Annotated in this window: 20 protein-coding genes and 1 pseudogene; 12 read left to right on the top strand and 9 right to left on the bottom strand. The window is 69.2% G+C overall.

Annotation, left to right across the window (positions count from 1 at the left end):
- The first annotated feature begins 34 nt into the window (after positions 1-34).
- The gene (locus ACH49X_RS08805; protein ID WP_357207136.1) at positions 35-1,207 is read left to right on the top strand and encodes a PPE family protein; all 1,173 of its coding nucleotides are present in this window, start codon (positions 35-37) and stop codon (positions 1,205-1,207) included.
- Positions 1,204-2,031: an ESX secretion-associated protein EspG gene (locus ACH49X_RS08810; protein ID WP_195079650.1), complete on the top strand. Its 828-nt coding sequence runs from the start codon at positions 1,204-1,206 to the stop codon at positions 2,029-2,031. Before ACH49X_RS08805 ends, ACH49X_RS08810 begins: the two co-directional genes overlap by 4 nt.
- 14 nt (positions 2,032-2,045) lie before the next feature.
- Here the strand turns inward: ACH49X_RS08810 and ACH49X_RS08815 are convergent, their stop codons facing one another.
- The 3 genes from ACH49X_RS08815 to ACH49X_RS08825 all read right to left on the bottom strand — a co-directional run bounded on the left by ACH49X_RS08815 (position 2,046) and on the right by ACH49X_RS08825 (position 4,134).
- Positions 2,046-2,714 carry a histidine phosphatase family protein gene (locus ACH49X_RS08815; protein ID WP_067800246.1) on the bottom strand — a complete coding sequence of 223 codons (669 nt, stop codon included), beginning with the start codon at positions 2,712-2,714 and terminating at the stop codon, positions 2,046-2,048.
- A complete protein-coding gene (gene pheA, locus ACH49X_RS08820; protein WP_195079649.1) occupies positions 2,711-3,625 on the bottom strand; it encodes a prephenate dehydratase in 915 nt (304 codons plus the stop codon). The genes ACH49X_RS08815 and pheA overlap by 4 nt, the downstream gene beginning before the upstream one ends.
- A gap of 95 nt (positions 3,626-3,720) precedes the next feature.
- Positions 3,721-4,134, bottom strand: coding sequence for a hypothetical protein (locus ACH49X_RS08825; RefSeq protein WP_195079648.1), 414 nt, complete (start codon positions 4,132-4,134; stop codon positions 3,721-3,723).
- Between the two features lie 148 nt (positions 4,135-4,282).
- Here ACH49X_RS08825 and ACH49X_RS08830 point away from each other — a divergent pair, with 148 nt between their 5' ends.
- The 5 genes from ACH49X_RS08830 (at position 4,283) to ACH49X_RS08850 (ending at position 8,626) form a co-directional block, all read left to right on the top strand.
- Positions 4,283-5,050 (top strand): DUF2470 domain-containing protein, encoded by a 768-nt coding sequence (locus tag ACH49X_RS08830; protein WP_195079647.1) that lies wholly within the window; start codon positions 4,283-4,285, stop codon positions 5,048-5,050.
- 113 nt (positions 5,051-5,163) lie between these two features.
- Entirely contained in the window at positions 5,164-5,958 is a 795-nt protein-coding gene (locus ACH49X_RS08835; RefSeq protein ID WP_195079646.1) for a CPBP family intramembrane glutamic endopeptidase, read from the top strand.
- A 127-nt stretch (positions 5,959-6,085) separates the two neighbouring features.
- On the top strand, positions 6,086-7,444 hold the full coding sequence (locus ACH49X_RS08840; RefSeq protein WP_195079645.1) for an LCP family protein: 1,359 nt from the start codon (positions 6,086-6,088) through the stop codon (positions 7,442-7,444).
- 10 nt (positions 7,445-7,454) lie between these two features.
- Entirely contained in the window at positions 7,455-8,006 is a 552-nt protein-coding gene (locus tag ACH49X_RS08845; RefSeq protein ID WP_195079644.1) for a ferritin, read from the top strand.
- A gap of 71 nt (positions 8,007-8,077) precedes the next feature.
- Entirely contained in the window at positions 8,078-8,626 is a 549-nt protein-coding gene (locus ACH49X_RS08850; RefSeq protein ID WP_043717673.1) for a ferritin, read from the top strand.
- 206 nt (positions 8,627-8,832) lie between these two features.
- Here the strand turns inward: ACH49X_RS08850 and ACH49X_RS08855 are convergent, their stop codons facing one another.
- From ACH49X_RS08855 to ACH49X_RS08870, 4 genes are all read right to left on the bottom strand, one after another.
- Entirely contained in the window at positions 8,833-9,753 is a 921-nt protein-coding gene (locus ACH49X_RS08855) for a DUF5926 family protein (protein ID WP_195079643.1), read from the bottom strand.
- A 438-nt stretch (positions 9,754-10,191) separates the two neighbouring features.
- Positions 10,192-10,959: a glycerophosphodiester phosphodiesterase gene (locus ACH49X_RS08860; protein ID WP_067800268.1), complete on the bottom strand. Its 768-nt coding sequence runs from the start codon at positions 10,957-10,959 to the stop codon at positions 10,192-10,194.
- Entirely contained in the window at positions 10,956-11,990 is a 1,035-nt protein-coding gene (locus ACH49X_RS08865; protein WP_357209320.1) for a DUF4328 domain-containing protein, read from the bottom strand. The genes ACH49X_RS08860 and ACH49X_RS08865 overlap by 4 nt, the downstream gene beginning before the upstream one ends.
- Positions 11,991-12,010: 20 nt before the next feature.
- On the bottom strand, positions 12,011-12,382 hold the full coding sequence (locus ACH49X_RS08870) for a rhodanese-like domain-containing protein (protein ID WP_195079642.1): 372 nt from the start codon (positions 12,380-12,382) through the stop codon (positions 12,011-12,013).
- A 518-nt stretch (positions 12,383-12,900) separates the two neighbouring features.
- Between ACH49X_RS08870 and ACH49X_RS08875 the strand changes: the two genes are divergently transcribed.
- The 4 genes from ACH49X_RS08875 (at position 12,901) to ACH49X_RS08890 (ending at position 16,716) form a co-directional block, all read left to right on the top strand.
- Positions 12,901-13,512 carry a hypothetical protein gene (locus tag ACH49X_RS08875; RefSeq protein ID WP_357209319.1) on the top strand — a complete coding sequence of 204 codons (612 nt, stop codon included), beginning with the start codon at positions 12,901-12,903 and terminating at the stop codon, positions 13,510-13,512.
- 674 nt (positions 13,513-14,186) lie between these two features.
- Positions 14,187-14,810, top strand: a complete 624-nt coding sequence (locus tag ACH49X_RS08880) for a superoxide dismutase (RefSeq protein ID WP_039794275.1) — start codon at positions 14,187-14,189, stop codon at positions 14,808-14,810.
- Positions 14,811-15,116: 306 nt separating this feature from the next.
- Positions 15,117-15,644: a peptidase gene (locus ACH49X_RS08885; RefSeq protein WP_195079640.1), complete on the top strand. Its 528-nt coding sequence runs from the start codon at positions 15,117-15,119 to the stop codon at positions 15,642-15,644.
- A 295-nt stretch (positions 15,645-15,939) separates the two neighbouring features.
- A complete protein-coding gene (locus ACH49X_RS08890) occupies positions 15,940-16,716 on the top strand; it encodes a TMEM165/GDT1 family protein (RefSeq protein ID WP_195079882.1) in 777 nt (258 codons plus the stop codon).
- Positions 16,717-17,038: 322 nt separating this feature from the next.
- On the opposite strand, the pseudogene ACH49X_RS08895 reads toward ACH49X_RS08890, so the two are convergent.
- Positions 17,039-17,254, bottom strand: a pseudogene (locus ACH49X_RS08895) (TetR/AcrR family transcriptional regulator); the annotation flags it as partial.
- A gap of 186 nt (positions 17,255-17,440) precedes the next feature.
- Here ACH49X_RS08895 and ACH49X_RS08900 point away from each other — a divergent pair.
- Positions 17,441-18,208: an SDR family NAD(P)-dependent oxidoreductase gene (locus ACH49X_RS08900; RefSeq protein ID WP_195079639.1), complete on the top strand. Its 768-nt coding sequence runs from the start codon at positions 17,441-17,443 to the stop codon at positions 18,206-18,208.
- Positions 18,209-18,266: 58 nt separating this feature from the next.
- Here ACH49X_RS08900 and ACH49X_RS08905 read toward each other — a convergent pair whose 3' ends face one another.
- The gene (locus ACH49X_RS08905; protein WP_195079638.1) at positions 18,267-19,085 is read right to left on the bottom strand and encodes a class I SAM-dependent methyltransferase; all 819 of its coding nucleotides are present in this window, start codon (positions 19,083-19,085) and stop codon (positions 18,267-18,269) included.
- Between the last annotated feature and the right edge of the window lie 57 nt (positions 19,086-19,142).

Genomic DNA, 19,142 nt, shown 5'->3' on the forward strand with positions numbered 1-19,142 from the left:
AATCAGCAACGCTCGAGCAGGGGAGAAGACAAACATGGTTGCAGGAGTCACCGGGGTGATCTGGGCCGCGCGCCCGTCGGAGGTCAATTCGGCCACCCTTCACGCGGGCGCGCACGCGATTCCGATCTCGGCCGCCGCCACCGCGTGGGGCGGGCTCACCGCCGCCTGGGTCGACGCGACGACGACCGTCGCCAGGGTGATGGCCGAACTCGGCGTCGGCATGCAGGGCATCAACGGTATCGCCGCGCTGAGCAAGCTCACCGGCTTCCTCGGCTGGTCCGAGCAGCAGGGCGTGCAGGCGGCCGCGATGGGCGCCAAGGCCGCGGCGAACGCCACCGCCTACACCGTCGCCGCGCTGGCGATGCCGAGTCCGCCCGAGATCGCGGCCGTCAACACCGCCTTGGCCGCGTCGGCGAACCCGCCGGGCGTGTTGAGCGGCGCCTTCGAGGCCGCCGAAGTCGCCAGGCACGCCATGGACATTCGCGCCGCGCTGGTCATGGAGACCTACGAGGCCGCGACCAGCGCCATGCTCGCCACACCCGCCGAGTTCCTGCTGCCGCCGCCGATCGCCAAGGGCGCCGGGACGGCCAGCCCCGAGCAGGCGGCGGACACGACCAGCGAAGTCCCGGCCGATCCGATCCAGGCCGCCGTCGCCGCGACGCAGGCCTTCCTGAGCAACCCGGGCGTGGCGAGCGCTGCCACCCAGGCCGCGCAGGCCGTCGGCTCGATCGCCACCACCGGTGTCTCCACCGTCGGAAATGTCGCGGGCAGCGCGATCGCGGCGGCCAGCACCAGCTCCGCGCCCGCCTTCTCCGGCATGGCTCCCATGGCCATGGGTGTCGGTGCGGCGGCCACGGCTGCCGGCGCCGCGACGCGCGCCGTGTCGTTCACGGGTCTCGGATCGACGGCGGGCATCAGCAGCGGCTCGCTCAAACTTCCGGAGGGCTGGGGCTCCAACGGCACGATCGGTGGCGCCACCGCTGCGGTGCAGGAGACTGCCGTGGTCAAAGGCGTCGAGGCGGCGCCGGTGCGTCCGGCCAACACCGGCAACGGCAACCCCTTGCTGGGTAATCAGGCGCGCAGCGACGAGGACGACGAGAACGAGCACGACGGCCGGGATTACCTGCGGTCGACCGAGCACTTCAACGACGGCCGTCTCACCACCGATGGGGTCATCGGCGGTGACCTCAGCGGGACGGTTAGGTGACCGTACTCGGTGCGGGCCGCGGCCCGTCGACGCTCGATGCGGTCGTCCTGTCGCTCGACGAAATGCAGTTCCTCGTGGAGAAACTGCAAATCGAGGTTCCCGTCGTCCTGAACGCGAGGGCGCGGTACGACAACCTGACCGACCACAAAGCGGCGATGGACGCGGCCGCCGAGTCCCTCGCCCAGCGGGACCTCCTGATCGACGATGTGCTGCATGGCGATCTGGAGAACCGGCTGCGCGCCCTGCACCGGCCCCACTGGATCATCGCGCTGCGCCTGGTCGTCGATGGCTGGGTGAGTCGCTTCTGTCTGGCGAAGGGCGTCGACCTCCCGGTCGTCGCCCTTCGGGGGCAGGACTCCTACGTCATCGATGAGGCCGGAAACGACCTGCCGGCAACGGTTCTCGCGGCACTCGGCTACGCCGAACCGCTCGAGCTGTACGGCATGAACGCGCCCACCGAAGAGCTGGCCACGATCTTCGGCGACACCGGTGATGCCGCGGCCACCGCGGAAAGACTGGCGAAGGTGGGCAATCCGGCCCAGGACGCGCACACTTTGGCCGCGGCCCTGGTCGAGATTCACTCGTATGCCGAGATCGTCGGTGTGATCTACGGCGACGGCACCAGAGACACGGCCGACAACCACATCGCCGTCTTCAATACACGCGCGGGCCGATTCATCGCGACCGCGAGCAGGTCCGACGACGGCGTGAAGTGGACGTCGCTCAGCAGCGGGACTCCCGCGCGACTGCGCACGGCCGTGCAGGATCTGATCAATTCCCTACCGGAACGCGAAGAGTTCCCCCGGAATCCGAAACTGTCCTGAGCGCGCCGGCATCGCTAGCCCATGGGATCGTCCGAGGTCGGCGCGACTTCGTAGCCGAACGGCGGCGTGAACCGTCCCCAGCGAATGCACTCCCACCCGCCGTCGGGCATCGGCACCAGCTCGATCGTCTCGGTGTTGTCCAAGTGGTTGTTCGTCGTGAACGGCGGCCGCACGTCCGCGAGGGTGCGGCCGACGAGCCGCATGGCCGCACCGTGACTGACCACCATCACGTCACCGTGCGTGTCGTCGTCCGGGGTCAGATAGGTGTTCCGGAGTTCCTCGACCGCGGGCAGGAACCGATCCAGCACGTCCTGAGCGGATTCGCCGCCGGGCACCCGCAGCGTGAGATCGCCCTCGTGCCAGGCACGGTAGATCCGCTGGAAGGTTTGGTGCGCCTCCTCGCTGTGTTCTCCCTCCAGGTCCCCGGCCTGTACCTCGTGCAGTCCGTCGAGCACCATGGCGGCGACACCGGTGGCCGCCTCGATGTAGCTCGCGGTCTGGCGCGCGCGCAGCGCCGCCGAGGAGAACAGCACCTTCGGCGGACGGAGCAGGCCCTCACCGAACGCTTTCGCTTGCGCCGCACCGCGTTCGGTCAGCGGCAAGCCCGGAATCCGGGTGTCCAGCAGCTTGGCGACATTGCCCTCGGTCTCCCCGTGCCGGACCAGAATCAACCTCCCGGTCATAGGTCGGCCATCCCCTTTCTCAGCTGGATCAACCACTCCGCGTCCGCTTCGTCCGGCGGTGGTGGCGTGCCGGTCGCGGAAGTCGCAGGCCAAGACCCGAGGAAGCGGATCCGCGCGTTGCGGTGCAGTGCTTTGAGCGCCTCGGCGACCGCGGCGTCATCGATGTGCCCCACGCAGTCGAGATAGAAACGGTAGGTGCCCATGCCGGTTCGAGTGGGCCGCGATTCGATCCTGGTCAGATCGATTCCGCGAGTGGCGAACTCGGCGAAGGCGCGCATCAGTGAGCCCGGTACGTTCGGCAGTTCGAGCACGATCGATGTGCGGTCGGCTCCGGTGGCGGGCGGCGCGGCCGTCGGCCTGGTGCACAGCACGAACCGCGTGATCGCCTGCTCGTGATCGGCGACGCCGGAGGCCAGCGCGATCAGCCCCAGCCGCTCTCCGGCCAGCGCGGTCGACACGGCGGCGTCCGCATGGCCTGCCACCACGTCCTCGGCGGCGGCGGCGTTGGACGCCGAGGTGTAGGGCTGAGCCTGCGGCAGATGCCGCGCCACCCACAACCGCACCTGCGCGGCGGCCACGGGGTATGCGGCGAGGGTGCGCACGTCCGGAAGCGCCGTGCCCGGTTTGCCGAGGATCGTGAAACTCACCTCGAGTTCGGTCTCGGCGACGATCTGCAGACGCGGACCGATTGCCAGCGAGTCGAGCGTCGCCGAGATCGACCCTTCGACGGAGCTCTCGATCGGCACCACCGCGCCCTCCACGTCACCGGAGCGGATCAGGTCGAGCGCGGCGCCTTGGCTGGGCGCGGCGATCCGCTCCACGGGCCCGTCGAAGGTTCCCGAGGATTCCAGTTGAGCGAGGGCCATCTCGGTGAACGTTCCGGACGGCCCGAAGTACGCGATTCGCGGCACGGTTACGAGATTACTTGCGCGCTCGCCCGGCCCCCCACCGATTGGGAAGGCCCCGCCGCCCCGAGGCGACTGTTCCGCGACCGCCCGAGCGGCGTTCAACCCGCGTTGAGCACCCGCAACGCGGCGTTCACCCGGTCAGCGGCCTCGGTTTCGATGGCGAGCAGAACCGATCGGACCGCCTCGACGGCCTGCGGCTTCAGGGAGGTCAGAAAGGCGATGTCGGGCTCGCGCAGGGCCGTGCCGATGTCCTCGCCGCACAGGGCGGCGGCCGTGGCGGCGACGATGGCGACCGCGCGCTCTCCCGAGGAGGTGCGCGCGACGAAGCCGGTATCGGAGTGGGCGACGTGCGCGAGGAAACCGGCGATCTCGGCGTCGGGGGCGTCCAGCTCCAGCATCGGCGCAGCGGAACTTGCGCCGATGTTGCGGACCAGCCCGTCGGCCAAACCGCGCCGCGGCGGCGCCGACAACGTCACCAGCACCGGTTCGCTCGATCCCGTCCCTTCCGACACGCCCTCACCGTAACAACCCGATTCGACCGGGAATCGACACGGTTCGCTGCGATCAGCCGGATCGGAACGCTTGCGGGAAGCATGGCCCGTCACTTAGCTTAGGGTAACCTAATCATATTGCAGCGCCGCCCGCTTCACGGAGGTTTGTATGCCGCGTCCGTCCTCGACCGTCGCACCGTCCACCGCCGAGCGAGTGCGCAGCGCCTGCGCGCACGCGGAGCAAGCGGTGCTGGCCATGCCCGGCATCGATCCGACGCCCGCGTCCGTGCACCACGTCCGGCAGTGCGGCGACGCCGTGATCGCGGTGCCGACGACCTCGATCGCCGCGATCCTGGCCGGAAACTCCGGAGAGCACGGCGCGCCCGCGGTGCTCGAACTCACCGACCACGCCCCGCTGCCGCTGCGCGAGCCCGTCCGCGCCTTGGTCTGGCTGCGCGGTTGGGTGCGCGCGGTGCCCACACAGGCGCAGCGCGCGCTGGCCACCGAGGTGGCGAAGGAGCATCCGCATCCGGGACTGCTCGATATCGGCTTCGGCGCCAGCCTGCTGCGGTTGGTGATCAACTCCGCGGTGGTGGCCGACTCGACCGGCGCCGAATCGGTGACCAGCGAGGAGTTGCGCTCGGCGCAGCCGGATCCGTTCTGCGCCATGGAATCCGCGTGGCTGCAGCACATGCAGGCCGATCACGCCGACGTCGTCGCCCAGCTGGCCAGGCACCTGCCGCCACAGCTACAGCGCGGCATCGTGCACCCGCTGGCTATCGACCGCTACGGACTCACCCTGCGGGTGGAAGGACACGACGGCGACCACGACTTCCGCTTGCCGTTCAGCGCACCGGCCGACGACATCGAAGGGCTCAGCCGGGCCGTACGCACGCTGGCGGGCTGCCCGTTCCTCAACGGACTGCGCCGGATCTGACGCCGAGGCCGGACCGGGGCAGGTTGGCGAGCCGAGCGACATGCCCGCGCGGCGGGGGATTCGCACGCCGACACGGCGCGCGCCTGTTCGGACCAGCGCAATAGATTCGACTCATGCGTGCGGAGTCCAGTGCCGAGTGGGACGAGGCCGAACCGACCGATCGGGAGCGGCTGGCGATCAAACTAGAGATCGCCGTGGTGCTGCTGGTCACGTTCGGGCTCAGCGGGCTCAGCGCCGCGCTCTCGCTGGTGGAGAGCGCGCTCGGCCCGGGCGGAATCGGCGGGCGCACCGTCGCGCTGAACCCGTCGCGATCGACACAGTCCACCATCGATCTGCTGTTCCAGCTGCTCAGCGTGCTGCGGCTGCTCGGGTGGGCGGCGCTGGGACTGTATCTGCTGTGGCGCGGCGGCATCGGACCGCGGCTGATCGGGCTGGCGAACCGGCTGCGGTGGCGCGCCGACGTGCTACCCGGCTTGACGCTGGCCGCGATCATCGGATTGCCGGGGCTCGGGCTGTATCTCGCGGCACACGCGCTCGGCCTGAGCGTGACGATCGTCCCGGCCTCGCTCGGCGACTACTGGTGGCGGCTGCCCGCGCTCGTGCTCTCCGCCTGCGCGAACGCCGTGGCCGAGGAGGTCATCGTGGTCGCGTTCCTGCTCACCCGGCTGCGCAGGCTCGGGTGGTCGGCCAACTCGGCTCTGCTGGCCTCGGCCGCGCTGCGTGGCAGCTATCACCTGTATCAAGGACTCGGCGGCGGGCTCGGGAACTTTGTGATGGGCGTCATATTCGGCCGCTATTGGCAGCGCACGAACCGGCTGTGGCCGCTGGTCCTCGCCCATGCGACCATCGACGCGGTCGCCTACATCGGCTACACCGTTCTGCGCGGCCATGTTTCGTGGCTCCCGTGACACAACCGTGCCCTCGGGAGGGCTAACAACGCGGTCCCGCGCGCGAATTACGAAGCAGCGCCGCCTCCGCGTGCGCCGGTGTCCACATGCGGCACGTCACGTCGGCCCGATAAGTAGAGTTTCAGTGATGAACGGCGACGACCCCCAGCGCAACGCGCGTCCGCGCCGGATGCCGCCGCCCGGCAGTCCCGGCCCTGCGCGCCGTCGCATGCCACCTCCTGGGCCCGGTGCACCGGCGCCGATCGAGCCCACGCAGGTGATGCGCCGTGACGGAACCGCAGGCCCACACGCGCAGCCGCTGGCGTATTCGCAGGTCCCGCCCGAGCAGGCGCGCCGAATGCCGCCGCCTCCCCCGGCCCGCAGGCACGCCCCCACGCAGCGGCCGGTGCCGCATCACGAAGTTCCATCGCACGCGCCCACCCAGCGCCCGGTCCCCTATCACGAAGGTCCGCCCGCGCCGCCCCGGAAACCCCGGCCGTTCCGTACGAGTTCCCCGCCGGTCCCACCTCGGGGAGGGCGTGCCCCGCGGGCTCCTCGACCCCGCCGCAAGCGTCATCCCTTCCGCTGGTTCCTGGTGATCCTGCTGGTCCTGGTGCTCGCCGCCGTGGGCGCCGTCATCAAGTTGGACAACTCGCTCAACCGCATCCCCGCGCTGACGAACTACGCCAAGCGAGTCGGCGACACACCCGGCACGAACTGGCTGCTGGTCGGGTCCGACGGCCGCGGCGAGCTGACCGCGGAGCAGGAGCAGGAACTCGCCACCGGCGGTGAGGTCGGCCCGGAGCGCACCGACACGATCATGCTCGTGCACGTGCCGCGATCGGGGAAGACCACGCTGGTCAGCCTGCCGCGCGACTCGTATGTCAGCATTCCCGGCCAGGGCAGGGACAAGCTGAACGCGGCGTTCGCCATCGGCGGCCCCGCGCTGCTGGTCCAGACCGTGGAGATCGCCACCGGCCTGCGCATCGACCATTACGCGCAGATCGGTTTCGGCGGCTTCGCCAGCGTGGTCGATACGCTCGGCGGCATCGACGTGTGCGTGCCCAAGCCGATCGACGACCCGCTCGCCGGCATCGACCTGCCCGCGGGCTGCCAGCGGCTGAACGGACCGCAGGCGTTGGGCTTCGTCCGCAGCCGCGCGACGGCGCTGGCCGATCTGGACCGGATGAACAACCAGCGGATCTTCATGGCCGCGCTGCTGAAGAAGGCGACCAGCGGCGCCACGCTGGCCAACCCGTTCAAGCTCTGGCCGCTGGCCACCGACACCGCCAAGTCGCTGAAGGTCGACAACGGCGACCACATCTGGAACCTCGGCGGCCTGGGCTGGGCCCTGCGCGGCGATACCGTCGCCACGGCGGTGCCGATCGGCGGATTCGAGGACACCGACAGCGGCAACGTCCTGCTGTGGGACAAGGACAAAGCGGGCCGGTTCTTCGACGCGCTGGCCGATGACCGTCCGATCCCGGAGGACTTGCTGACGCGGTAGCGTCGACGCCATGCCGGACATCGACGACGCCGACGAGTCCTTCCCCGACTTGCTGCGCACGCAGATTCGTCGCGAATTCACCACCGCCCAGCAGTATCTCGCCGCCGCCGTGTATTTCGACACGCGCAGATTGCCGCAACTGGCCGGACACGCCTACGACTTGTCACGCGAGCACCACGGCAACGCGCTGCGCATGGTGCAGTACCTGCTGGACCGGGATCTCCCGGTGCAGATCGGCGGATTGGACGAGATCCACTCCACCTTCGAAAGCCCGCGCGCCGCGGTCGCCGCACTGCTGGAGATCGAGCAGGCCCGCCGCGCCGGGATCAGTGAACTGGCTCGTACGGCTCGCGCCTCCGGTGACTATCTCGGCGAACGATTCATCCAGTGGTTCCTCGCCGAACAGGTGAAGAACGTGGCGGGGATGAGCACCCTGCTGGCCGTGCTCGACCGCGCCGACGGGCAGTTGTTCGACGTCGAGGAGTTCGTCGCCAGGGAGATGCGGTCGCGACCGCGCGCGGATATCCCGGCGCCGAAAATGGCTGGCGCGGCGAAGAATTAATTAGGCAACACTAGCCTCATTAAGGCTGCACTTGGATGACATGCGACTTGGCCGCCGCTAATGTCGATGCCATGTCAAGCCATCCGGAATCACCCCGCAGCAAATTTCACAGCCTGTTGCACGATCAGATCCGGCACGAATTCAATGCCGAGCATCAGTACATCGCGATTGCGGTTTGGTTCGACAATGCCGATCTCCCGCAGCTGGCCAAGCGGTTCTACAAGCAGGCCGTCGAAGAGCGCAATCACGCGATGATGATCGTGCAGTACTTCCTCGACCGGGATATCAGCATCGAGATTTCCGGCATCGACGCCGCGAAATCGCGGTTCGAGAATGCCAGGGAGCCGATCGCGCTCGCGCTCGCCCAGGAGAAGACGGTCACCGAGCAGATCATCCAGTTGGCGAGCACCGCCCGGGAAGAGGGCGACTACCTCGGCGAACAGTTCATGCAGTGGTTCCTGAAGGAACAGGTCGAGGAGGTGGCGAACATGACCACCTTGCTCACCATCGCCGATCGCGCCGGGTCGAACCTGTTCGATCTGGAGGAATTCGTCGCGCGGGAAATGAGCGGCCCGAGCGACGCCTCCGGCGCGCCTTCGGTGGCGGGCGGCTCCGTCTGACGGAGGTCGCCGAACGGGCCCGGCTCCCGTATCGGGAACCGGGCCTGTCGCGGTTCAGCTCGCGATTTGCGATGTCGGCGTAAACGACGGTCTCATCGCATTTCGCAATGGTTCGGCAAGTCTTACCCCACTTCCGAGCAGTACCGGCGGCAACCGGAAAACACTGCGGCTATATCGCTTTCCCGCAGTTCTCTGATATCCGAGGCTCAGCGCAAGGTGACCTGACGCGACCGCAGACCGTCACGCGAGCGCCGCTCGTCGGAGGTCAACGGGGCGTCGACGGCCAGCGCCTCGGACAGGCGAGCGCCGAATTCGGCCGCCGGCTTCACCCATTCGTCGGGGTGCCGCTCGCGGTCCAGGTCGAAGACCGGGACCAGCACGCCGTGGGTGCGGAACGACCCCGCGAATCGGGAACCCTCGCCGAGGTGCAGACCCCCGGCAGCGTGCACGCGGGCCAGCGCCAGCATAAGCGCGTCCTCGTCCTCCGGCCGCACCCAGCGGATGTGCGCCTTCTCGCCCGCGTCCACCCACCAGGCGGCGCCGATCGCGTCGGCGTCCAGCCCGAGCCGCGCGGACGGCATGATCGCCTGCTTGGCCTGCTCGATGGTGGCGGCGACCTGCGCGTCGGGCTCCACTCCCGCTGGCACCCACCAGTCGAAGTCCTGGTGCACGGTCAAATCCAGGCGCGCGCCGGGATCGATGACATCGGCCAGCCGCGGGCCGCCCGCAACGCTTTCCACGGAGGTCAGCGAATCACCGGGTTCGGCGGACTGCGTCCACAGGATCGCCGCGGCCAGATCGGCGGCCGGATCGGCGCCCTGGAATTGCACCTGCGCGCCGACGTAACCGCTGGGTTCGTCACCCGCGCGCACCAGCGCGGCCACCGCGCCGGGTAGCACTGTTCCGAGCACGACCGGTCGCTCCGCCGCCACCTCGGGCGCCAGGGTCAATGTCGCGGTGGCCGACGGAACGAATTCGCGCAGGGCGATCAGATCGCACTCCGCGGCCAGGCCCTCGAACGGACGCGAGGCGATCCGCGCCGCCTGCTCCTGCGCCGCCCGCCGCTCGGCGAGACGCTGCGCCCGGTTCCCGCCGGGCTTAGGACTGTTGCGCTTGCTTTTACCCACGAGGGCTCAACTTACAGTGCTTTTCGGCCGCGACTTCGTCGCGGCGTGTTCGCGGCCCCTTTGTGGCTCGCGTCCGAGCGACCGCCGCTGGCGACTGCGTCGCGGACGCGGCGGCCACTCGGACGCGAGCCGGGCCGCGAACGGCGGATGCTCGGTCTCGCTTCGCTCGAAAGCCGGGGTTGAGGTGGTGTGGTTCCGTCAGGAATGGGCGCGCGATTTACGTGCGCCGTGGTGGGCGTGGCGAAGAGGCCGCGGGCACCCCGCTCCGGCCTTCTCACTGCCTGCGCAGAAGCGACTGACGCCTAGTGGCCTCTTCGGATCAGCGGGACACAGACGAGCGTGTCTGTCTCGATCGATCCACTGCCGAAACGACTGGTACGACCTCAGGTGGATCTATGGGCGAGATGTCCCGAACCAGCCCGGCCCGGCGGGTCCGAATCAGGCGGCGGGCAGTAGCGACTTGGTGCGGCCGGGGTGGTTGGTGGCGACCCAGCTGACGCCGAGGTCGGCGCACAGTTGTACGTCGTCCGGGTCGTCGACGGTCCAGCAGTAGGTGGCGCGCCCTGCGGCGGCGGCCTTGTCGACCAGGTCGGGGTGCTCGCGCAAGGTCTTCACCGAGGGGCCGACGGCCGTGGCCCCGACGGTGGTGGCCGCCGATCCGCCGAGGTAGCGCGACGATTCGCCGAGCAGGACGGTGGGCAGCAGCGGGGCGGCGCGACGGATGCGCCACACGGCGGTGGCCGCGAACGACATCACGACGGCGCGGGAATGATCGGCCGAGGCCGGGGTGGCGATGCCGAAGCGCTGGAGTTCGGCGAGCAGCTTGTTCTCCACCAGCGCGCCGTAGCGGACCGGGTGCTTGGTCTCGATGAACAACTTGGTCGGCCTGCTGCGCCAGTCCAGCACCAGGCCGATCAGCTCGCTGAGGGTCAGCACCGAGGCGGGGGCGCCGTCGGCGCCGAAATCCAGCGCGCGCAGTTCGTCCAACGTCATCTCGCTGACCAGGCCGCTGCCCGACGAGGTCCGGTCGACGGTGCGGTCGTGCACGCACACCAGATGTCCGTCCCTGGTCAGCCGGACATCGCACTCGACGCCGTCGGCGCCCTCCTGCAGCGCGAGCTCGTAGGCGGCGAGCGTGTGCTCGGGGCGCGCCGCCGATGCGCCTCGATGCGCGACCACGAACGGCGCGCGACTGCCCTGGCTCACTTGGCCATAACCTCCTCCTGCTCACGGTCCTGAGCACCGTTGTTCTCGTGCGCGTCGGCGTCGGCCGGTCCCCGTCCGCCGGGATGCACCGGCTCGATCACCGGTACGGCGGGGTCCACCGCGATCAGCCAGCGGCGCGCGGTGCGGCCGCGACCGAGCAGGTCGCGCCCGTCGATCGTGCGCAGCACCCAGAGGGTCAGCACCGCGACCGCGGCGGCGACCGCGTCGGTGAACGCGGTGAACAGCACCCCGTCCGCCTCGGCCTGCAACGAATCCGCGGTCCGCCACAGTAGCGCGGCCGCCGCGACGAGTCCGCCGAAGACCCACGCGGCCCACCAGATCCGGACCGTCCGCCCCATCCGAGGATCCCCCTGCAACGCGGCCACCTCGCTCAGGAAGACGCCCGGCCACAGCAGGTTGACCACCGGAACCAGGCAACCGAACGCGAGCGCTCGCGGCGAGCGCGGGTCGCGCCTGCCCGTGGCGGCGTAGACCGAGCGCCTGATCTCGATCAGCCGTCCGACGGTGGCTACGGCGGCCAGCAGCGCGAGCAGGATCGCGAGCACCCCGGCGCCGATCACGAACGCGTCGGAGGCGACGAGGACGGCGGGGTGGATCAAACGCGTCCGGTTGCGCAACAGCACCGCGTAGCGCGCCAGCTCGGCGACGGCCGCGAGTCCGAAGACGGCCGCCGTGGCGACCAGCAGCCTGGTCACCGCGTCGGTCAGCTTGCCGAACGGGCGGCGCGGCGCGGCGCCCGTGTGCGGTGGCGGGTCGATCAAACCCCAGCGTGGGATCTGCGTGTATCGGGGCGTTTCGCTCGGTGCGGCCGACCGGACGGATGACTGCGCTCGCCTGGCGCGGTGGTCCGGTTTGCGCGCCACCCAGCGGTAGTTGCGACGATCGGCGGGCGCGTCGATCGGGCCCGGCGAGAGGAGGACGCCGCGGCAGCGCGGGCACCAGTGCATCGGCGCCCCTTGCACGGCCCAGCGCGCACCGCAGCGCGCACAAGGTTGCACCACCGTACTCACCCGCGCACCTCGTTCTTTCGTCAGTAGATCTTCGCCTCGTGGTCGCCCTCCGCGACCAGCGGGCGGCCGGCGTGCTGCCACGCCACCATGCCCCCGCGGACCTGGATGGCCTCGTAGCCGATGTGCGTGAGATATTCGACCACCTGCAGGGACCGGCCACCCTGCCTGCAGATGACGTAGAGATCCGCGTCGTACTCCAGCTCATCGATCCGGGCCGGAACATCGACCATCGGGATGTGGATCGCACCCGGAGCGTGCCCGAGCCGCCACTCGTCGTCCTCCCGGACGTCGAGCAGAATCGGTCGCGGCGTGCCGGCCGACGCGGGCGCGCTGCTGTCGAATTCGGCAGGCACGTCCTCCACCGTGACCGACGGAACGTGGGGGCTCGTCACAGATTCGATCCTGCCATGCGTGGCGGGCCGCCGTGCAGTTCCATCCCGGGGGAGCGGCCTCGACAGCGAGTCACGACTTCGGGTATGTTCTCCCCTCCGGAACTCGACCGCCTACCCGCCCGATGCTGGTTGTGCATAACTCGGGCGAAGTTATCCACATAATCCACAGCTCGATCCACAAGGCGCAGGTGTCGACGGCGTTTCGCCCGTTCAGCCCGGCTCTACAGCAACTTATGAGCTACCAGTACGGGGTGATTTCGGACTTCCGGTCGGCGCTCGGCGGGTTTTTCCGGACGGACGTGCTGATTCAGCCCCTAACGGTCGAGCGATGCGAATGACCGATCCGGGACTCCCCTCCATACCAATCCCGGAGCGGTCATTCGTCGCCGACATCGGAACCCGCGGCCGAAGGGGTCCCGATATCTACTTGGACGGGACGCGGGCGCATTCGGTTCCATCGAATTCAGAACGCCGCCGAAATCCCGCGATCCAGCGGAGACGGTCGGTAGCCTGGGCGTATGAACGTGAGCAGGGGGCTACGCCACGGAATGGACACCGCAGGACTCAACATCGCGTTGTCCGAGGCCACGTGCCTCGGCCTCGCGGTCGACGAGGCCGCGGGCGAACTGCGACTCGACCTCGAAGTGCTGACTCTCCCCGAAGACGGGACCGCGGCGGAGGACTACCGGGTGCAGGTGACGCTCTCCGGCGTCAGCCGGGTCGCCGCGTCACTGCGGACGCACCATTGGGACGACTTGGAGCCCCAGGTCCTGCCGCTGCGGCTGGAGGGCCTGGACGAGGCGATCCAAAGTTTCGGCGGCGGTCGGCTGCACGGCTGGGAGTTCATCGATCTCGACGACAGCAGCTGGGCGTTGTGGAGGGAGCTGCTCAGCTTCGACACCCGTATCGCCGACCGGGAATCCGCGCACGTTCTGGAGTTCTCCCAGGAAGAGGGCATCGACCCGCGCGAACTCGACGTCCGGGTGTGGTTCGACGACATCGCCGTGTACGACGCTCGGGGCGAGCAGATCCCGCTGGCCGACTTCGTCGCAGGGGGCGCGCGATGGTGGCGGGCGCACGATGCGGGCGACCCGCGGGCCAGTCGTCCCGGTATCGCTCCGCCGCTCTGATCGACACGTCGGGAGCGAACCGCATTTGTGCGACGGCACGTGCGGTGCTCAGGCATCCGCCGGGCAGCTCACTCCGGTGGCATGCAGGGGCAGTTTCCGCCGGGGTTCTCGGCCAGGTACTGCCGGTGACAGCCCTCGGCATGGTAGAAGCCGCCAGTCCGGCAGCGGCGCGATCTCCGTGGTGATCTCCCCGCATCCCGCCGCGGCGAGCCGCTTGCCGTAGGCCGCGGCCGTCGAGCGGACGAGATCGGCCTGCTCGGCGCCGGCTCCCAGGAGCCTTTCTCCGGCCCCACAAACAACCCATCGCGACGACCTCGAGCTGTAAGCCCAATCCGGAAACGGCGGGCGGATCGGGTGAGCGTTCAGGTAGTGGGTATCCGGCACGTCGAACGGTTCCGCCCGGCCGGGCCGGGCATGCTCGGGGACGACCATGACGGGTGCGGGGTGGCCGAGACGCCCCACTAGTTCGTCGTACCCCGACATGGTTCGATGCTACGCGTGCGTTTCCTGTGGGGCCGATGTGCGTGATGTGACGGTGCGCGACCCGCCGGATGTGAGCGGCATCACCGGAATGTGCGGACGTGGGCCCGAGTTGGAATCGACCGGGTGTACGAATGATGGTTGGCTGTGTCCGGAACAACGGGCACAACCAGCCCGACATAGGAAGGGACATCGTGGCTGAGTACACGCTGCCAGATCTGGATTACGACTACAGCGCCCTGGAGCCCCACATCTCCGGGCAGATCAACGAGCTTCATCATTCCAAGCACCACGCCGCTTACGTCGCCGGCGCGAACACCGCACTGGAGAAGCTGGAAGCCGCTCGCGAGTCGGGCGATCACAGCGCCATCTTCCTGCACGAGAAGAACCTCGCGTTCCACCTCGGTGGGCACGTCAACCACTCCATCTGGTGGAAGAACCTCTCCCCCAACGGCGGCGACAAGCCGGTCGGCGAGCTGGCCGCGGCGATCGACGACCAGTTCGGCTCGTTCGACAAGTTCCGCGCGCAGTTCACCGCCGCCGCGAACGGTCTGCAGGGCTCCGGCTGGGCGGTGCTCGGCTTCGACACCCTCGGCCAGAAGCTGCTGACCTTCCAGCTCTACGACCAGCAGGCCAACGTCCCGCTCGGCATCATCCCGCTGCTGCAGGTCGACATGTGGGAGCACGCCTTCTACCTGCAGTACAAGAACGTGAAGGCCGACTACGTCACCGCGTTCTGGAACGTCGTCAACTGGGCCGACGTGCAGGAGCGCTTCGCCAAGGCGACTTCGCAGGCCAAGGGCCTCATCTTCGGCTGAGCCTGCTCGGCACACCGCGACCGGGTCCGCGAATCCGTCCGCCACGCGCGGCGGGCTCGCGGGCCCGTTCTGTTTCCAGGCGTCGCGGGCATGTTGCCGAACACGACATCCGACCGCCGCGATCCGGCCCCGATGAGGTCGCGCCCGATCCGCCGGGTGCGCGGCCCGATTGCCCGCCGCACCGCACCGCCCCTCCGATTGGCACTCTTTGGTACTTGTGTGCCAGGTGACTCCTGGTTCATATTCGGGAATCCAGATCGAATAAAACGGGCAAGGTCGCCCCCGGTTCCACAACGGGAGGCAGGAATGCGCACGAACGAACCGATCGGCATCACGCCGTTCCATTCGCGCGGATCACTGCGTGGCTTTTTGATCTCCGGCCGGTGGCCGGAGACCACCAAGGAGTGGGCCCAGGTGCTGGTTCTCGCGGTGCGCGTGGCCACGCTACCCGGGCTGCTGACGACCTCGACGGTGTTCGGCGTCCGGGAGGATCTGCCCGACGACCCCGCCCCCGGCACGGTCGGCTTGGTGCTGGCCGAAGGCCCTGTGCTGGGCGAGGAGGCCGTGGAACCCGGCCGGTTCGCCGAACATGTGCCGCCCGCGCTGCTGATGCTGCATCCTCCGTCCGAAACCCGCCCCTCGCTGCCCGAGTGCGCGGGCGCGGCCTCCGGGTGCGTCTTGCTGCCCGGCGTGCCCCATCTGGGGCTCGAGCACCGCGCCGCGTGGGTGGAGGCGGAGTCGGACGGGACCGTGACCTCCCTGGTCAGCCGGGTCGGGCTGGACCCGATCAGCGACCCCGACACCGCGGTTCTGGCTATGCTGCTGGCCGCGTGAGGGTAACCGAAACTCGCCACGTGGATCGCCAAACTTATTGTGCGCATTGCTCTTTCGATTACAGCGGGTTGGCACGAGCGGACCGGGGCGGGTAGAGTCGCGGTCAGCGAAGGGGAGTAGCCCCCAATCGCACAGTCGACATACTGACCCGCCGAGCCCGCTCGGGCCGGGTCCGGCTGTGTGAACCGGCATCAGGCCGGTGGGCGAGACCTTCGGCCTGGACAACCATTTCGTTGTCGGCCGGAGCGTCCCCGTATCTCCGGTCGGCAGGCCGGAGACCTGGGAGCAGCAACACATGATCGCCACCGCATTGCTGACCATCGGTGTCGTCTTCCTCGCCGAACTCGGTGACAAGTCGCAACTGATGGCGCTGACGTTCGCGCTGCGCTATCGCTGGTGGGTAGTGGTCGGCGGCATCGCGGCCGCCTCCGCGGCGGTGCATCTGATCTCCGTCGGCATCGGCTACTTCCTCGGTGCGGCGCTGCCGACCACCGCGATCGCGTTGATCGCCGCCGTCACCTTCCTGGCCGTGGGCCTGTGGACCCTGCGCGAGCACTTCGGCACCGCCGATGATGAGCCGGAGCCGAAGGCGCCGAGGGCAGGCGGTGCGCCGTTCTTCGTGGTGCTGTCCGCGTTCCTGCTCGCCGAGCTGGGCGATCGCACCATGTTCGCGACCGCGGCCCTGGCCACGGACTACGACTGGGCCGGCGTCTGGCTCGGCTCGACCATCGGCATGGTCGCCGCCGACGCGCTCGCCATCGCGGTGGGCATCCTGGTCGGCAAGCACCTGCCCGAGCACGCGATCGGCATCGGCTCCGGCCTGCTGTTCCTCTACTTCGGCACGGCGACCCTGCTCGGCGCGACCGCACCCGGCCTCGGCGGCATGGCCGTCGCCGGGCTCGCGGCGCTCGCTCCCGCGCTGGCGGGCGCCGCGCTGCTGCTCACGCGGATGGCTCGGCGCTCGACGCCAGCGCGGCTCCATACAGTCCGCCACCCCGGCGCAACAGATCCAGCAGTGGTTCCCGCAGCGCCAGCAGACCGCCCGAGTCCCCGGCCGCGATCCGAGCGGTGACCATCGAACCGACCGCCGCGGCCAGAGCCTGACAGGCGAAACGCTGCGGTTCGGTCCGCGCGTCGAGCACGGCGGCGATCAACTCGACGAACCGCTCTTGCAGCTGGGCCCGGCGCGCGATGGCCGCGGAACCCACGGCGAAGACCTCGACCAAGAACAGCCGCGCGCTGGCCGGGTCGTCCACCAGATACTGGAGATAGGCGCGCAGAATCCGGTCCATGCGCGCGATCGCGCCGGTATCGGCCGCCGCGTCTTGCGCCTCGGTGGCCTCGGCGATCCGGTCGAGCAACAACTGCACCGCCCGCTGATAGGCCGCCTCGAAGCAGTCTTCTTTGGAGCGGAACTGCTCGTAGAACGTCTCCCGCGACACGCAAGCCCGCTTGAGGATCGCCGCGACCGACGTTCCGATGTAGCCGTTCTCGGCCATGGCCTCCGCCGTCGCGACGAGGATTCGTTCGCGCTGCGAGGCGATCACCTGCTCCCGCGGCAGGCCATGCCTACCTCGGGGCAGGCGTGCGCTGATGGCCGATTCGGTCATTCGGTGACTCCGCTTGTTCGGTCGAGCTGACTGGGCGGTTCCATTCTGCGCGGTCGGTTCGGCCTGCTTGCCGGAAAGTCCCGCGCCGGGATCGAGTCGCGGGAGCCGTGCAGGGGCACGCGCCGCGTACCGGTTAGGGTGCAATTGACGAAGGGCCAACTGGCTGTCACAAACGAGAGGACCATCGTGGAGATTTCGGGTTCCGCCGCCATTGTCACCGGAGGCGCATCGGGCCTCGGCGCCGCCACCGCCAAGCGTCTCGCCGAGCTCGGCGCCACCGTCTTCGGGCTCGATGTACCGCAGTCGATCGAGCGCGCAGGCGACAACGTGCCCGCCGGGGTCACCCTCATTCCCGCCGATGTCACCAGCAACGACGAGGTCAGCGCGGCCGTCGCGCAGGTGGTCGGGTCCGGCGCTCCGCTGCGCATCGTGGTCAACTGCGCCGGTGTCGGCTGGGCGGGCCGCATCCTGTCCAAGAACGGCCCGCACGACCTGGAGCTGTTCCGCACGGTGATCACGGTGAACCTGCTCGGCACCTTCAACGTCATGCGGCTGGCCGCCGACGCGATCGCCAAGACCGACGCCGTGGACGAGTACGGCCAGCGCGGCGTCATCGTCAACACCGCCTCGGTCGCCGCGTTCGAGGGCCAGATCGGCCAGATCGCCTACTCGGCGTCCAAGGGCGGCGTGCACGGCATGACCGTTCCGGCCGCGCGTGACCTGGCGCAGTTCGGCATCCGGGTCAACACCATCGCCCCCGGCATCATCGACACCCCGATGCTGGCCGGCGTCACCGAGGAGTACCGCAAGGGCCTGGAGGCGGGCGTGCCCTTCCCGTCCCGCCTTGGTCGGCCCGACGAGTACGCGCAGCTGACGCAGTACATCATCGAGCACGACTACCTGAACGGCGAGACCATCCGCATGGACGGCGCGCTGCGCATGGCGCCGCGGTAATCCCGCTCCGCAGTCCCGGCAGCGCGCGACCCTTCTCCCGAAGGGTCGCGCGCTGTTGTCATTCCCGCGGCTTGTGGCCGATGCCGAGGTAGGCCGTGGTGGACAACGGGCAGTGCGGCCGGTACTTCTCGGCCAGAAACGCTTTCATGACGGCGGCGCGCCGAGCCCAGACCTCCGCGCTCACGTTGTGGCGCATGAGTTCCAGAGGGGCGCTGCTGCGCACCATGGTCTCCCACATCTCCTCCGGGCCGCCGAAGGTGAGGGCGATCGAATGCCGCTGGATGGACACGGCTTCGAAGCCGGCCCCGCGCATCTCCGATTCGAAGACCTCCGGGTTCTCCAGGCTCAGGAAGTTCGGTTGCGGCTCCTGGATATCCGGGTCGGCCGCGGTCAAGGCGCCGAACATCATCCGCATCAGCGGCGAATCCGCGATCGGCGCCCAGCTCGACACCACCGCCGTGCCGCCAGGCCGCAGCACCCGGAACAGTTCGGCGAACCCGCGGGCACGGTCAGGGAAGAACATCAGTCCGAACATGGAGAACCCGGCGTCGAACCGATCGGATTCGTACGGCAGATCCTGCCCGTCACCCACGCGCGCCCGGATATTCGTCAACCCGGCGGCAGCGGCGTTCTTCGCCAGGCGCGCGATCATCGACTCCGCGAAATCGATGGCATCGACCTGCGCCACCTGACTCGCCGCCAGCAGGCTGAGCGTGCCCGGCCCCGCCGCCACATCCACGATCCGGGAGTCCGGCGCGAGCGAGACGAACTCGAGCGCCCGCGCCGAGAACGGTTGCATGATCGCGGGAGCGAACTCGTCGTAGCCGTCGGCGACCAGATCCCACGGCTCGGCGACGGCAAGCGGGTTTGCGGACATGTTTGTGACGATCCTTTCAGGCATCCACATCTAACCGCGCCACCCGGGGGCGAACTC

Source organism: Nocardia sp. NPDC019323 (genome assembly GCF_044389845.1).
Taxonomy (GTDB): Bacteria; Actinomycetota; Actinomycetes; order Mycobacteriales; family Mycobacteriaceae; genus Nocardia; species Nocardia implantans.

Bases quoted from the DNA above. Each gene is read 5' to 3' on its own strand.
- ACH49X_RS08905 (WP_195079638.1), bottom strand. From the start codon at position 19,085: ATGTCCGCAAACCCGCTTGCCGTCGCCGAGCCGTGGGATCTGGTCGCC.
- ACH49X_RS08805 (WP_357207136.1), top strand. From the start codon at position 35: ATGGTTGCAGGAGTCACCGGGGTGATCTGGGCCGCGCGCCCGTCGGAG.
- ACH49X_RS08875 (WP_357209319.1), top strand. From the start codon at position 12,901: ATGAACGTGAGCAGGGGGCTACGCCACGGAATGGACACCGCAGGACTC.
- ACH49X_RS08850 (WP_043717673.1), top strand. From the start codon at position 8,078: ATGTCAAGCCATCCGGAATCACCCCGCAGCAAATTTCACAGCCTGTTG.
- ACH49X_RS08840 (WP_195079645.1), top strand. From the start codon at position 6,086: ATGAACGGCGACGACCCCCAGCGCAACGCGCGTCCGCGCCGGATGCCG.
- ACH49X_RS08890 (WP_195079882.1), top strand. From the start codon at position 15,940: ATGATCGCCACCGCATTGCTGACCATCGGTGTCGTCTTCCTCGCCGAA.
- ACH49X_RS08885 (WP_195079640.1), top strand. From the start codon at position 15,117: ATGCGCACGAACGAACCGATCGGCATCACGCCGTTCCATTCGCGCGGA.
- ACH49X_RS08830 (WP_195079647.1), top strand. From the start codon at position 4,283: ATGCCGCGTCCGTCCTCGACCGTCGCACCGTCCACCGCCGAGCGAGTG.
- ACH49X_RS08815 (WP_067800246.1), bottom strand. From the start codon at position 2,714: ATGACCGGGAGGTTGATTCTGGTCCGGCACGGGGAGACCGAGGGCAAT.
- ACH49X_RS08835 (WP_195079646.1), top strand. From the start codon at position 5,164: ATGCGTGCGGAGTCCAGTGCCGAGTGGGACGAGGCCGAACCGACCGAT.
- ACH49X_RS08845 (WP_195079644.1), top strand. From the start codon at position 7,455: ATGCCGGACATCGACGACGCCGACGAGTCCTTCCCCGACTTGCTGCGC.